Below are 12,246 nucleotides of genomic sequence, written 5' to 3' on the forward strand. Positions count from 1 at the left end.
GCTCAGTGGCCGATGTTGAAGATGGTCTGCGAAATCTGGTTCGCGGTATCGAGCGCCTTGGCATTCGCCTGGAAGTTGCGCTGCGCCGCGATGAGATTAACCAGCTCCTCGGTGATATCGACGTTGGAGCCCTCGATCGTGCCCGACATCAGCGAGCCGAAGCCATTCTCGTTGGCGCTGCCCAGCGTCGCCTGGCCGGAAATACCGCTGGCCGACCAATAGCTGTTGCCGAGCTGGCGCAGGCCGGTCGGGTTGGCGAAATTGGCCAGCGCGACCTTGCCCAGCGCGGTGGTGTCGCCGTTCGAGAAATTGGCCTTGATCACGCCCGATTCGTCGACCGTCACACCGGCGAGTTCGCCGACCGACTTGCCGTCCTGGCTGCGCGAGGCAACCGAGAAGGTTGTCGAATGCGAGGTCGAACCGGCGAGATCGAGCGCGACGACCTGGGGCGCACCGCCGGTCGTCGGGGTGAAGCTGTCATAGGTGACCGGCGCGGTCGGCGCGGTGATTGCGCCGCTCGCATCGAGCGTGACGTTGGTCGGCGCGGTCGAACCGCCGACCTTCAATTGCTGGTCGCCGACATAGGAATAGACCGACCAGCTGTTCGCGGCGGTGTCGCGGACGAAATAGTTGGTCATCGTCATCGCCTTGCCCGCCGAGTCGTAGATCGTCGTGCTGGCCGAGTTGTTGTAGGTCGTCGGATTGGCCGGGTCGAAGGCGGTGGCGGGCGCGGTCGCGCCGGTCGACAGGTTGACGCCGAGCGCGACCTTGGAGGTGGCGACCGGAATGCCGCTGGTCTCGGGCAGCTTGAGCCCGACCATGCCGTCGGCGCCGGTCGCGGTGGCATTGCCATTGGCATCGACCGGATAGACCTGCAGCACGCTGCCCTGCGCATCGACGACATAATGCGTTGTCGGATCGACCTGGAAGCTGCCGTTGCGGGTATAGGCGACCGCCGAATTGGCGCCGTTGGTCTTGACCGCGAAGAAGCCGTCGCCGGTGACGGCGAGATCGAGCGAGGAGCCCGTGGTCTTGAGATTGCCCTCGGTGAACTGCTGGCGGTTGGCCTTGACCACGACGCCCGAGCCGACCGCCTTGGTCGGGTCGGCGGCGAGGCTCGACGCGATGACGTCGGCGAAGTCGGTGCGGCTCTTCTTGAAGCCGTTGGTCGAGACGTTCGCCAGATTGTGCGACACGGTCGACATTTCGGTCTGGGCCGCCTGGAGGCCGCTGAGCGAGGTATAGAAGGACATGAGGGGCTACTCCTGTTGGGGGGTTTGTAAGATCAGCCGATCTGGCGAACGGCGCTGACGGCGATCGGGCCGAGTCCGGTGACCGAGAGCGTCGGCGAACCGGATCCGGGGTTGGCGACGGATTCGACCGGCGCCCAGACGAGGCCGCGGCTGGTGACGGTGGTGCCGCCATTCTGCGCGGCGACGCTGACCTTGTACGGACCCGCGCCGGCCGCCGCGCCGCTGTTGGTGGTGCCGTCCCAGTCATAGGCGACGGTCCCGGCCGGTTGCGCGCCGAGCGACAGCGTCTTGAGCGTCGTGCCGTTCTGGTCGCTGATCGTCACGGTGACGTCGGTTGCCGCCTTGTCGAGCTCGACCGCGCCGGCGATGCCGCCGGTGGTGCGCGGATAGGCCGTGCCACCCTCGGTCAGCACGTTGCGGCCGACATAGGACAGCGCGTCGCTGGTCGAGGTGCCGGTCAGCTTCGCCGCGATCGACGACAGCGTGGTGTTCATCTGGCTGATGCCTGCGACGCTCGAGAACTGCGCCATCTGGGCGACCATCTGGGTATTGTCGACCGGGTTGAACGGGTCCTGGTTCTGCAACTGCGCGGTCATCAGCTTGAGAAAGTCGGCCTGGCCGAGCGTGGTCGACCCACTCGACGTGTTGGCGACGGCGCTGTTACCGGTCGTCGTCTTGATGCCGAGATTGTTCAGCGTCGTGTCGAAGGAGGAAGCGGTCATGATCAGCGGCCCAATTTGAGGGTGTCGAGGATCAGCGACTTGGCCGTCTGCATCACTTCGACATTGTTCTGGTAACTGCGCGAGGTCTCCATCATGTCGACCAGCTCGCGGGTTTCATCGACGCCCGACTGCCAGACATTGCCGTCCTTGTCGGCGAGTGGGTGGCTCGGGTCGTAAAGCTTGGTCGGGCCCTCGCCGGCCGTGACGACGCTCTCGACATTGACCGTCGACATGCCGCTCGCCTGGTCGAACTGGGTGCGGAACACCGGCTTGATCGTGCGATAGGCGCTGCCCTCGCTCGACGAGATCGCGCCGGCATTGGCAAGGTTCGAGGCCGTGGTGTTCATGCGCACGAGCTGCGCGGACATCGCGCGACCCGCGACCTGGAAGATCGTCATTGGCTGGCCGGACATCTTATTCCCCCTTCAGCGCGCGGGTGATCTGGCCGATCCGCCCGTTGAGGAACGACAGCGTCGTCTGATAGGCGACGGCGTTTTCGGCGAAGGCGGTCTGTTCCGACGACAGCTCGACGGTGTTGCCGTCGAGCGACGGCTGGCTCGGCACGCGATATTTGACCGCGGCGCTGAAACCGTCGTCACCCTGGCCGGCCTCGACCGAGGCGAGCGCGGTGGTGAAGTCGATGTCCTTCGCCTTGAAGCCCGGCGTCGACGCATTGGCGATGTTCGAGGCGAGCAGGCCCATGCGCTGCGAACGCACCTCGAGTGCGGCTCCATGAACCCCGAAAAGACTGTCGCTGGCCATCGGCCGTCTCCTGCGCCTGATTGCGCGGAAGGTTCTCAGCAAAGCCCGTGCCAAACCGGCTGGGGGGCCGCATTCGCTTCATGATCGGCGGCGAGCGGCAAGGTCTTGCCGGTCGGGCGGCAAAAATTGCCGGGTGCGGCAACGACCCACTTCGCTTCCCCGGCGGAGGCCGGGGCCCAGCTACGGGCGGCTCGCAACTGGGCCCCGGCCTGCGCCGGGGAAGGACGAAGGTTGCGACGGATGGCTTTCGGCGTGCTTGGCGAGCGACAAACGCAACTGGCCCGCCCCTTGCAACGCGGCGGGCGATGAGCACCGCACCCGAAATCGCCCAGGCGCTTGCGCCGTTCCTCGACCCCGCCGCCGCGGCGATCGTTGGCGGCGGCACGCTGCTCGCCACGCTGCTGCGCGCGCCGCTGCGCGACGTCGGCCGCGCGCTGGCGGCGCTGCGCACCGTCGGGCGGCGCGATTTCGACGCCACGCCGCTGATCGAACAGATCGCCGCGCTCGCCCGCATCGCCAAACGGCACGGCGTGATGGCGCTCGATCGCTCGGTGATCGCCGACCCCGACGTTGCCGCCGCGATCGCGATGATCGTCGACGGCAAGACCGCCGGCGAGGTCGAGGAGGTGCTCCGCGCCCGCCGTCGTGCACGCATCGACCGCCACGCCGCCGCCGCCGATGTCTGGGGCGGCGCCGCCGAAACCGCGCCGGCCATGGGGATGGTCGGCACGCTGATCGGCCTGGTCGGCATGTTCGTGAAGATGCAGGACCCGAGCGCGATCGGTGCGGCGATGGCGGTGGCGTTGCTCGCCACGCTCTACGGCGCGTTGCTCGGCAATCTCGTCGCGCTGCCGGTCGCCACGCGGCTGCGGCGCCATGGCCGCAGCGAGGCGAGCCAGCGGCTGCGGCTCGAGGCGCCGCTCGTCGCGCTCGCCGCGCGCGAGCAGCCGCGCCACGTCGCGATCGACGCGACCGGCCCGACGTTGGTGCCGATGGCGGGCGCGGCATGACCGCCGACGACGCCTATCCCGAAACCCCGGCGAGCCGGCCGATCTGGCTGATGACGCTGGCCGATCTCGGCCTGTTGCTGGTCGGCTTCTTCGTTTTCGTCCAGGCCAGCCAGCATCTCGACGGCAAGGCGCTGGCGCAGGGCATCCGTTCCGGCTTCGGTGCCGCCGCCGCGCCCTCCGGCGCCGTAGGGAGCGAGCCGATGCCCGTTGCCGCCGCCGCGATGCTCGATTTCGCGCCCGGTTCCGCCACCCTGCCTTCGTCGCCCGCCGGGCTGATCGCCTGGGCGCGCGAGGTCGCGCGCGATCCGCGCGTCGTGCTGAAGGTCAGCGGCGGGGTCGACGGCTCGCCCGGCGATGTCGACCCGGTCACCGGCAGCGGCGCGGTGCTCGCCGCCGACCGCGCCCGCGCCGTCGCCGCCACGCTTGCTGCCGCACATGTCGTGCCGCCCGCGCGGCTCGATATTCTCGGCGCAGGCCGCCCCGGCCACCGCACCGTCACCCTCACCATCGGCTTTGTCGGCGACCGGCAGGATTCCGCCGCCCGGCAACCCGATATTGCCGCCCGATGAAGGAACCACCCATGCTCCGCCCGCTGCTCGCGCTCCTGCCGATCACCCTGCTCGCCACCGCGGCGACCGCCGCCGCGCCCTATCAGGATACGCTCGCGATCGACCGCGCGGTCGCCGCCTTTACCGGTCATGCGACCGGCGATGCCGGCGGTGCGCGCACTCCGGTCGACACGCGGTTGCGGCTGGCCAATTGTTCGATGGTCTCGCTGGCGTGGCGCGGCGAGGCGCGCGACGCGGTCGTCGTGACCTGCACCGAACCCGAATGGCGGATCTTCGTGCCGGTGCGCCTCGGCGCGACGCCCACGCCGGCACCCGCCGCCGCCGCGCCGACCATGGCGGCGGCGCCGGCGCGGCTCGCGCCGGTCATCAAGCGCGGCGATCCGGTGACGATCGCCGCCGGCACCAACGGCTTTTCGATCACCCGCGACGGCATCGCGCTGGGCGATGCCGCGCCCGGCGCGCGCTTCCTGGTGAAGTGCGAGGGATCGAAGAATCCGGTCCAGGCGATCGCGATCGAAAGCGGCCGGGCGACGCTCCCGGGCTGGAACGAATAATTCCTTAAAGATCGGTCCGGTGCGGTCGTTACTCTTGGTGACGGTAACAACTGCAAGGGTGCAGGCGTGGTGGATCCGATCTCGACACGGGGGGTAACAGGCAGCGACGCGCTCGTCGCCGCCACGACGCGCGTGTCGGCGGCACCCGCCCCGACGCCCATCGCGCGGCAGGACGAACCGACCCAGGTCGCGGTCCAGGCCAGCGGCATCGCCCGCGAACTCGCCGCGAACGCACCCGTCGACCTCGACCGCGTCGCGCGGATCAAGAAGGCGATCAGCTCTGGCACCTTCCCGATCCTGCCGGCGACGATCGCCGACCGCCTGCTGGCGCTGAAATATGACTGGAGCCCGCATGGCAGCGAACAGGAGCCGCAGGCATGACCCGGCGTGACGCCCTGATCCGCGTGATCGAAGCGCTCCATGCCGAGATCGCCGCGTTGAAAGCCAATGACGTCGCCGCGCTGGAAAGCGCGACGCAGGATAAGCTTGCCGCGATCGACGCGGTCGCCGGCTTCGGCACCGCCCCCGCCGGGCCCGAGCTGCGCGGGCTGGCCGAGGAAGCCAACCGGCTCAACGAGACCTGCCGCATCTATGTCAACCTGATGGCGGCAAATGTTCGCCGCCGCCTGCAAAATCTGACCGGCGATGCCGGCATCGGCGGCGGTGGCTACCGCCCGGGCATGGGGCTGCGCGCCTACGCATGATCTTCTTTCCCCTCTCCCCCTGGGCTTATTGGGTTCACACATTTGGGGAGGGCTTAGACTCCCTCTCCCCTTGTGGGAGAGGGAAGGGGCCCATCGCGCAGCGATGGGAAGGGTGAGGGGGACTGACGCGGGCGTCTCGTTCCGGACTCCCCCTCATCCGGCGCTTCGCGCCACCCGTTTTGTCGTGTGCCGGGTCAATCATGCCCCCGGCATGATTGAGAAATGCTCCGGGGGAGCATTTCGACCCGTCACGCGCCAAAACGCCCACAAGGGGAGAAGGATGAACGGCAGCCCCGTCGAGGTCACAGTTCCGCATTAACCAATCTGGCACGACCCTTGCTGCGTGTGGCCCGAATAAGGTCAACACAGCCGGGGATCGATGCCGTTCAATCCGCTTTCACGTCTGACGGGCACGAGTGCGACGGGATCCGACCGGGTCCAGTCGGCGATCGCGTTCGCCAGCCAGAAGACCGGAGTCGACTTCAGCTATCTGCTCGGCCAGGCCAAGCTCGAGAGCGGGCTGAAGGCAAACGCCAAGGCCAGCACATCGAGCGCGCAGGGGCTGTACCAGTTCGTCGAGCAGAGCTGGCTGGGTGTCGTCAAGCAGCATGGCAGCGAATATGGCCTGGGCTGGGCGGCGGATGCGATCCATGCCGGGGCCAATGGCCGGCTTACCGTCAGCGACCCCGGCACCAAGCGCGCGATCCTCGCGCTGCGCAACGACCCCGCCACCGCCTCGCTGATGGCGGCCGAACATGCCAGCGACAATGGCGACGCGATCAAGGCTTCGCTCGGCCGTGACGCGACCTCGACCGACCTTTATATGGCGCATTTTCTCGGTCTCGGCGGCGCGCGCAGCTTCCTGACGGCGATGGACAGCAACCCCGGTCGCTCGGGCGCGAGCATGTTTCCCGCCGCCGCGCGCGCCAATCATTCGGTGTTCTACACCTCGAACGGCACGCCGCGCTCGCTGTCGCAAATCTACGACCGGCTCGGCGCCAAGCTCAATGCCAGCGCTGGCAGCACCGGCACCGGCGACGGCATGACGCCATTGCCCGCAATCCCCTCGCTGCTCGCCTCGACCACGCTCGGTGCCTCGGGCGAGGAAGTGATTCCGGGCAGCGGCGAGACCAGCACCAGCGACGCCGCGATGTGGGCACACGCCACGCTCGATCGTCTCAACGGCGCCACCAGCACCGCGACCACCGCCGCCTCGCTGCTGCGCCCCACCCCCAACACCGCGAGGCTCGCCTACATGCTGCTCGCCAGCCTGGGGGGCTAAGTCATGGCCGTCCCGCTTCTCAAAAGTCCTTCGCTGGTCCGCTCGGCGGCGTTGCCGGTCGCGATCCTGATGCTCGTCGTGCTGATGGTCGTGCCGATCCCGGCGGCGATGCTCGATGTGTTCTTCATCATGAACATCACGATCAGCCTCGCCGTGCTGATGGTCAGCCTCAACGCGCAGAAGCCGCTCGACTTCTCGGCCTTCCCGACCGTGCTGCTGTTCGCCACCCTGTTCCGCCTCAGCCTCAACGTCGCCTCGACCCGCGTCGTGCTGGTCCATGGCCATGAGGGCGAGAGCGCTGCCGGCCGCGTGATCGAGGCGTTCGGTACCTTCCTGATCGGCGGCGACTATGTCGTCGGCATCTTCGTCTTTTCGATTCTCGTCATCATCAACCTGATCGTCGTCACCAAGGGCGCGGGCCGCGTGTCGGAAGTCTCGGCGCGCTTCACGCTCGACGCACTGCCGGGCAAGCAGATGGCGATCGACGCCGATCTCAATGCCGGGCTGATCACTCCCGACGAGGCGCGCGCACGCCGCATCGAGGTCGCCACCGAGGCGGATTTCTACGGCTCGATGGACGGTTCGTCGAAGTTCGTGAAGGGCGACGCGGTTGCCGGCCTGCTGATCCTCGCCGCCAACATCGTCGGCGGGTTGATCCTCGGACCCGTAAGCCACGGCATGACCATCGCCAATGCCGCGCACAATTATGTCCTGCTCGCGATCGGCGATGCGCTCGTCGCGCAGATTCCGTCGCTGATGCTGTCGATCGCCGCCGCCGCGATCGTCACCCGCGTCACCTCGAGCCTCGACCTTGCCGGCCAGATCGGCAGCCAGTTCGGCTCGGCGCGGACCTGGACCCCGGTCGCGATCATCCTCGCGCTGCTCGGGCTGATGCCCGGCATGCCGCACCTCGTGATCCTGCCCGCCGCCGCGCTGGCCGGTTTCGCCGCATGGAAGATGCGCGAGATCGCGCGCCGCCCGGCCCCGGTCGAGATCGTCGATGCGGTGCCAGTCGATCTGTCGAAGATCGGCTGGGACGAGGTCAGCGACAGCATGCAGATCAACCTCGACATCGGTTACGGCCTGGTGCCGCTGGTCGACGAGCGCCGCGGCGCGCCGTTGATGGGGCGCATCACCGGGGTGCGGCGCCAGCTGTCGAAGGAACTCGGCTTCGTCGTGCCGACGGTGCGGGTGCGCGACGACATCAACCTCGCGCCGTTCCACTACCGCATCGTCGTCGGCGGCGTGATCGTCGGCGAGGATCAGGTCGCGCCCGACGAGATGCTCGCGCTCGATACCGGCCAGGCGGTCGGTCACCTGAGCGGCAAGCGCGCCAAGGACCCGACCTTCGGGCTCGATGCGGTGTGGATCCAGCAGGGCGATGCCGATGCCGCGACCGGCGCGGGGTATCTCGTCGTCGATCCTGGCACCGTCGTCGCGACGCATCTCAACCATCAACTCGGCCAGCATGCAAGCGAACTGCTCGGCGCCGACGAGGTCCAGGCGCTGCTCGACGGGCTCAAGGAACGCAGCCCCCAACTCGTCGCCGCGCTGTCGCCCAACCCGCTGCCGCTGACCACGCTGACCCAGGTGTTGAAGGGGCTGCTGGCGGAGAATGTGCCGCTCAAGGAATTCCGCCGCATCGCCGCCGCCATCTCGGTCGCCGCGCAGCGCACGCTCGACGCCGACGAGATCATCGAGACGATCCGCCCCGAGCTTGGCGGGCTGATCATCCAGAAACTGTGCGGCGTGCGTGAGCCGCTGCGTGTGATGACGCTGGAGGGCCAGCTCGAGGGGCTGCTTGGCCAGGCCGTGCGCTCGGACCCGTCGCGTCGCCACACGATCGAGCCCGATCTCGGGCGCCGCATCGTCGAGGCGCTGCAACGCGCCGCGCAGCCGCTGATCAACGAGGCCAAGCCGTTCGCGCTGGTCGTCCAGCCGGCAATCCGCGTCGCGATCCGCAAGCTGGTCAAGACCTGTCTGCCCGACACGCCGGTCATGAGTTTCTTCGAAGTGCCCGAGGAGAAGGCCGTGGAAGTCGTCGCCGTGATCGGCGCCCCCGGAGCGCTGGCATGAGCGCGCTCCCCAACCACCAGGCCTTTGCCGACGCGATGCCGCTGACCTACAAGCCGGGTCAGCACCCGCCCGACATGAACGCGCTGGTGCGCAAGCATACCGCGCTGGTGCGGCGCATCGCCTGGCACGTCCATGGTGGCATGTCGGCGGCGATCGACATCGAGGATTTGATTCAGACCGGGCTGGTCGCGCTGGTCGAGGCCGCAGGCAGCTTCGAGGATCGCGGGCTGGTGACCTTCCAGCAATATCTTGCGACGCGGGTGCGCGGATCGATGATCGACGCGCTGCGCCGTCACGCCACCATGACGCGCGGCGCAATGCGCCGACGGCGTGCCTATCACGACGCGATCGCCGCGCTCACCGCTGCGCTGGGCCATGCGCCGGACGAGGCGGCGCTGGCCGAAAAACTGGGGGTCACCATCGAAAAGCTACGCAGCGATTATGCCACCGCCGAGGCGGTTCGCTTCGAGCATATCGACGATGTCTATGCCGACGACCTGCCATGGTTCGCCAGCGACGAACCCGACGCCTTCGAGCAACTCGCCGAAGGGGAACTGCGCGAAGCACTGATCGCCGCGATCGCCGCGCTGCCCGAGCGCGAGGCGCAGGTCGTGCAGCTCTATTATGTCGAGGAGTTGAACCTCGAGGAAATCGGCCTCGTACTGGGTGTCGGCGCGGCGCGGGTGTGCCAGATCAAGGCGGCGGCGCATGGCCGGTTGAAGAAGGCGCTGGCGCGGCGGGGGTAGGGCGCCCGCACATCTTGCCAAATTTTGCCATCGCCCTAGATTTGCCCGCGATGGCGACGATGAACATCTCCCTGCCCGACGGGCTCAAATCCTTCGTCGACGATCAGGTCGCGGGCGGCGGTTACGGTACAAGCAGCGAATATGTTCGCGAGCTGATCCGGATGGACCAGGACCGGCAACGGCTGCGCGCGCTATTGCTCGCCGGCGCCGAATCGCCGCCGGGCGCACCAGTTGATTCTGCCTATTTCGATCGGCTGCGGGAACGCCTCGTGCCCAACCCCGGGGCGTGAGCGCCAAGCGGCTCGTCCAGGGCGCGCTGGCGCAGTCGGACGTCGAAGCCGCAGTCGACTATTATTTCCGCGAAGCGGGCGCAGATGTGGCGCGGCGCTTCATCGACGCGATCGAAGTGGCGTTTCGCGCGATCGGCAGTCGCCCGCTGACGGGCTCACCGCGCCATGCGCATGAACTCAATATCCCCGGATTGCGCAGTCAGCTACTGAAGCGCTTTCCGTATCTGGTGTTCTATGTCGAACGGACCAACCATATCCACGTGTGGCGCGTACTTCATGCGCAGCGCGATATGGCGGCTTGGTTGGGGGAGTGAGACGTGTTTCTGACATTGTCGGCATGCGCGCCAGGAGCAGCCTCAATGGCCACGCGCCCTCGGCCGACTCGTCCCCTCAGCGCAGGCAGCACTTCTTGAATTTCTTACCGCTGCCACAGGGGCAGGGGTCGTTGCGACCGACATCGCGCCAATGGTTGATCACCGGCATCGGCGGCGGCGCCCAGTCATGGTCGATCAACTCGCCCATCGGATCGAGGATCGGCTCATCCTCTACGACATCGGTCCATTCGAGCGCCGCGATGATGTCTTCGATGTAGCCGAGGCCGGCATTCTCGAAGCGTTCGCTATCGTCGGGCGCGCGTTCGGCCTCCGCCAGATCGGCATCGAAATGCTTCATGCTGGTGTCCATCGGCGCGATCCGCTCGTCGGCGAAGGCGCGCTCGACCAGCGGCACCAGCGTGCGCAGCCCGAGCAGCGCGACCGCCTGTTGCCAGCCATACCAGGCGTGGTCGCCGTCCTCCGCGCCGCCTTCCTCGAAGAAGCGGACCAGGAAACGCTCGAAATCGCCGCGACCGATGCGCCCTTCCCAGGCCAGGAAGGTCGCGGCCCCGAGCACGGCATTGCGCGCGAACTGATCGACTTCGGGCGCCACGGCCAATGCGAACAGTGCGCCGGCATCGCCGTCGAACACGCCGACGAGAATGCGCGAGATCGATTCGGTCAGCGCATCGCCCAGCAATTCGTCAAGATCGTCGACCGGCAGCCGCAGCAGCCGCAGCAGCGGCGCACAGGTCCGACTGTCGCGCCCGCCGCCGAGAATGTGCAGGCCGCGAAACAGCAACCGCAGATCCCCGTCGTCCAGTTCGTGGCCGAGCACCGCGCGCGCCAGCACCGCGCGCAGCGCGGGCGCGGCCTCGTCGATCCGGACTGTGCACATGATGATCGCTGGCCGCGGCAGCGCTTCGCTGCTCGCCAGTTCCGCAACGAAATGCTCGATCGGCAGGTCAGGCTCGTACCCGACACGCTCGAGAATAGCCTTGATGTCTGCGTCCATGCGCAGACCTTAGCGTGCGGAAACGCCGGCGGCAAAATGTCGTGATACGGGGCAGAACAGGTACGTGGCGGACCGCTCGCAACCCGCGCTCTTGCCCCGACGCATCAGCTTGATTCAACCTGCCACGCATCCACGCTACGCCCGCCGCCATGTCCGGACGCCCCACAAGCTACACCCCCGAGCATGCCGAAAAGGCGCGGCTCTATTACGAAACCGGTGCCACCGACGAACAGGTCGCGCGCCTGCTCGGCGTCCATCTCGCCACGCTCTATCGCTGGCGCGAGCGCCATCCCGACTTCGCCGCGGCGACGAATGTCGGCAAGGACGATGCCGATGCCCGCGTCAAGGCGGCGATGTACCGCCGCGCGATCGGCTACGACCAGCGCGAGATCAAGGCGTTCGTCCCGCTCGGCGCGAAGGCGGCGGTGCAGGTCGAGGTCACCCGCCATATCCCGGCAGACCCGCGTGTCGGCATGCAATGGCTGCGCATCCGTCGCGCGGCGGAGTGGCGCGAACAGCCTGTGCTGCCCCAGAACCACGATCTCGCCGAGCGTCTCGCGGAGGCGATCGCATATCAGGAGGCCCGCTCCCTGGCGGCCGAAGCGGGGGAAGAGCGGGACGAGCAAGCGGGGCAGTGGCGCCTGTCCGATGGATAAGCGCGGCTTACCCGATCGGCGGCCCATGGTAAAATCCATGAACAGTCGAGGCTATTCGCATAATGCCCAACTATTGCGTCAATCGTCGACCTCCGCGATCGTACCGGAATTCGTGAATATATTTTGGGCACGGCGTTGGACCTCGGTCGTTTTTCGTTCCCGCGTCGCAACCGGCAGGGGGTGGAAGGCCCCCGAAAATGCTACCCCATCCCCTCGCAAAATGCCCCTTCTTCTTGGCGCGGTCCAAGTCTTTTACTTGCCGAATATTTGCTAGCTAGCCGCGTCTGCCTACG

16 protein-coding genes are annotated in these 12,246 nt (G+C 67.5%); 11 read left to right on the forward strand and 5 right to left on the reverse strand.

The features are described 5' to 3' along the window. Positions 1–2: 2 nt before the first annotated feature. From U1839_RS09460 to U1839_RS09475, 4 genes are read right to left on the reverse strand one after another with little or no spacing between them, the layout of a single operon-like run. The gene (locus U1839_RS09460) at positions 3–1,253 is read right to left on the reverse strand and encodes a flagellar hook protein FlgE (RefSeq protein WP_332803397.1); all 1,251 of its coding nucleotides are present in this window, start codon (positions 1,251–1,253) and stop codon (positions 3–5) included. A 32-nt stretch (positions 1,254–1,285) separates the two neighbouring features. Beyond that, positions 1,286–1,975, reverse strand: coding sequence for a flagellar hook assembly protein FlgD (locus U1839_RS09465; RefSeq protein ID WP_332803398.1), 690 nt, complete (start codon positions 1,973–1,975; stop codon positions 1,286–1,288). 2 nt (positions 1,976–1,977) lie between these two features. Continuing rightward, positions 1,978–2,388: a flagellar basal body rod protein FlgC gene (flgC, locus tag U1839_RS09470; RefSeq protein WP_281128623.1), complete on the reverse strand. Its 411-nt coding sequence runs from the start codon at positions 2,386–2,388 to the stop codon at positions 1,978–1,980. A gap of 1 nt (position 2,389) precedes the next feature. Beyond that, positions 2,390–2,737 carry a flagellar basal body rod protein FlgB gene (locus tag U1839_RS09475; protein WP_281128622.1) on the reverse strand — a complete coding sequence of 116 codons (348 nt, stop codon included), beginning with the start codon at positions 2,735–2,737 and terminating at the stop codon, positions 2,390–2,392. Between the two features lie 305 nt (positions 2,738–3,042). On the opposite strand from U1839_RS09475, the gene U1839_RS09480 reads away from it, so the two are divergent. From U1839_RS09480 to U1839_RS09525, 10 genes are all read left to right on the forward strand, one after another. Continuing rightward, positions 3,043–3,747 (forward strand): motility protein A, encoded by a 705-nt coding sequence (locus U1839_RS09480; protein WP_332803399.1) that lies wholly within the window; start codon positions 3,043–3,045, stop codon positions 3,745–3,747. Next, positions 3,744–4,316, forward strand: coding sequence for a flagellar motor protein MotB (locus U1839_RS09485; protein ID WP_332803400.1), 573 nt, complete (start codon positions 3,744–3,746; stop codon positions 4,314–4,316). Before U1839_RS09480 ends, U1839_RS09485 begins: the two co-directional genes overlap by 4 nt. Continuing rightward, the gene (locus tag U1839_RS09490; RefSeq protein WP_332803401.1) at positions 4,313–4,870 is read left to right on the forward strand and encodes a flagella basal body P-ring formation protein FlgA; all 558 of its coding nucleotides are present in this window, start codon (positions 4,313–4,315) and stop codon (positions 4,868–4,870) included. The genes U1839_RS09485 and U1839_RS09490 overlap by 4 nt, the downstream gene beginning before the upstream one ends. A 66-nt stretch (positions 4,871–4,936) precedes the next feature. Further along, entirely contained in the window at positions 4,937–5,251 is a 315-nt protein-coding gene (locus U1839_RS09495; protein ID WP_332803402.1) for a flagellar biosynthesis anti-sigma factor FlgM, read from the forward strand. Next, positions 5,248–5,574 carry a flagellar protein FlgN gene (locus tag U1839_RS09500; protein WP_332803403.1) on the forward strand — a complete coding sequence of 109 codons (327 nt, stop codon included), beginning with the start codon at positions 5,248–5,250 and terminating at the stop codon, positions 5,572–5,574. Before U1839_RS09495 ends, U1839_RS09500 begins: the two co-directional genes overlap by 4 nt. 379 nt (positions 5,575–5,953) lie before the next feature. Further along, the gene (locus tag U1839_RS09505) at positions 5,954–6,856 is read left to right on the forward strand and encodes a lytic transglycosylase domain-containing protein (protein WP_332803404.1); all 903 of its coding nucleotides are present in this window, start codon (positions 5,954–5,956) and stop codon (positions 6,854–6,856) included. Positions 6,857–6,859: 3 nt separating this feature from the next. After that, positions 6,860–8,932 (forward strand): flagellar biosynthesis protein FlhA, encoded by a 2,073-nt coding sequence (gene flhA / locus U1839_RS09510; protein ID WP_332803405.1) that lies wholly within the window; start codon positions 6,860–6,862, stop codon positions 8,930–8,932. Beyond that, positions 8,929–9,678: a sigma-70 family RNA polymerase sigma factor gene (locus tag U1839_RS09515; protein WP_332803406.1), complete on the forward strand. Its 750-nt coding sequence runs from the start codon at positions 8,929–8,931 to the stop codon at positions 9,676–9,678. The genes flhA and U1839_RS09515 overlap by 4 nt, the downstream gene beginning before the upstream one ends. 59 nt (positions 9,679–9,737) lie before the next feature. Beyond that, entirely contained in the window at positions 9,738–9,968 is a 231-nt protein-coding gene (locus U1839_RS09520; protein WP_443030594.1) for a type II toxin-antitoxin system ParD family antitoxin, read from the forward strand. Next, positions 9,965–10,282, forward strand: a complete 318-nt coding sequence (locus tag U1839_RS09525; protein ID WP_332803408.1) for a type II toxin-antitoxin system RelE/ParE family toxin — start codon at positions 9,965–9,967, stop codon at positions 10,280–10,282. The genes U1839_RS09520 and U1839_RS09525 overlap by 4 nt, the downstream gene beginning before the upstream one ends. Positions 10,283–10,358: 76 nt before the next feature. On the opposite strand, the gene U1839_RS09530 is transcribed toward U1839_RS09525, so the two are convergent. Beyond that, positions 10,359–11,297: a DUF1186 domain-containing protein gene (locus U1839_RS09530; protein ID WP_332803409.1), complete on the reverse strand. Its 939-nt coding sequence runs from the start codon at positions 11,295–11,297 to the stop codon at positions 10,359–10,361. A gap of 149 nt (positions 11,298–11,446) precedes the next feature. On the opposite strand from U1839_RS09530, the gene U1839_RS09535 reads away from it, so the two are divergent. Next, positions 11,447–11,953, forward strand: coding sequence for a helix-turn-helix domain-containing protein (locus U1839_RS09535; RefSeq protein WP_332803410.1), 507 nt, complete (start codon positions 11,447–11,449; stop codon positions 11,951–11,953). The last annotated feature ends 293 nt before the right edge of the window (positions 11,954–12,246 follow it).

Origin of the sequence: Parasphingomonas halimpatiens (assembly GCF_036663795.1) — a bacterium.
Classification (GTDB): domain Bacteria; phylum Pseudomonadota; class Alphaproteobacteria; order Sphingomonadales; family Sphingomonadaceae; genus Sphingomonas.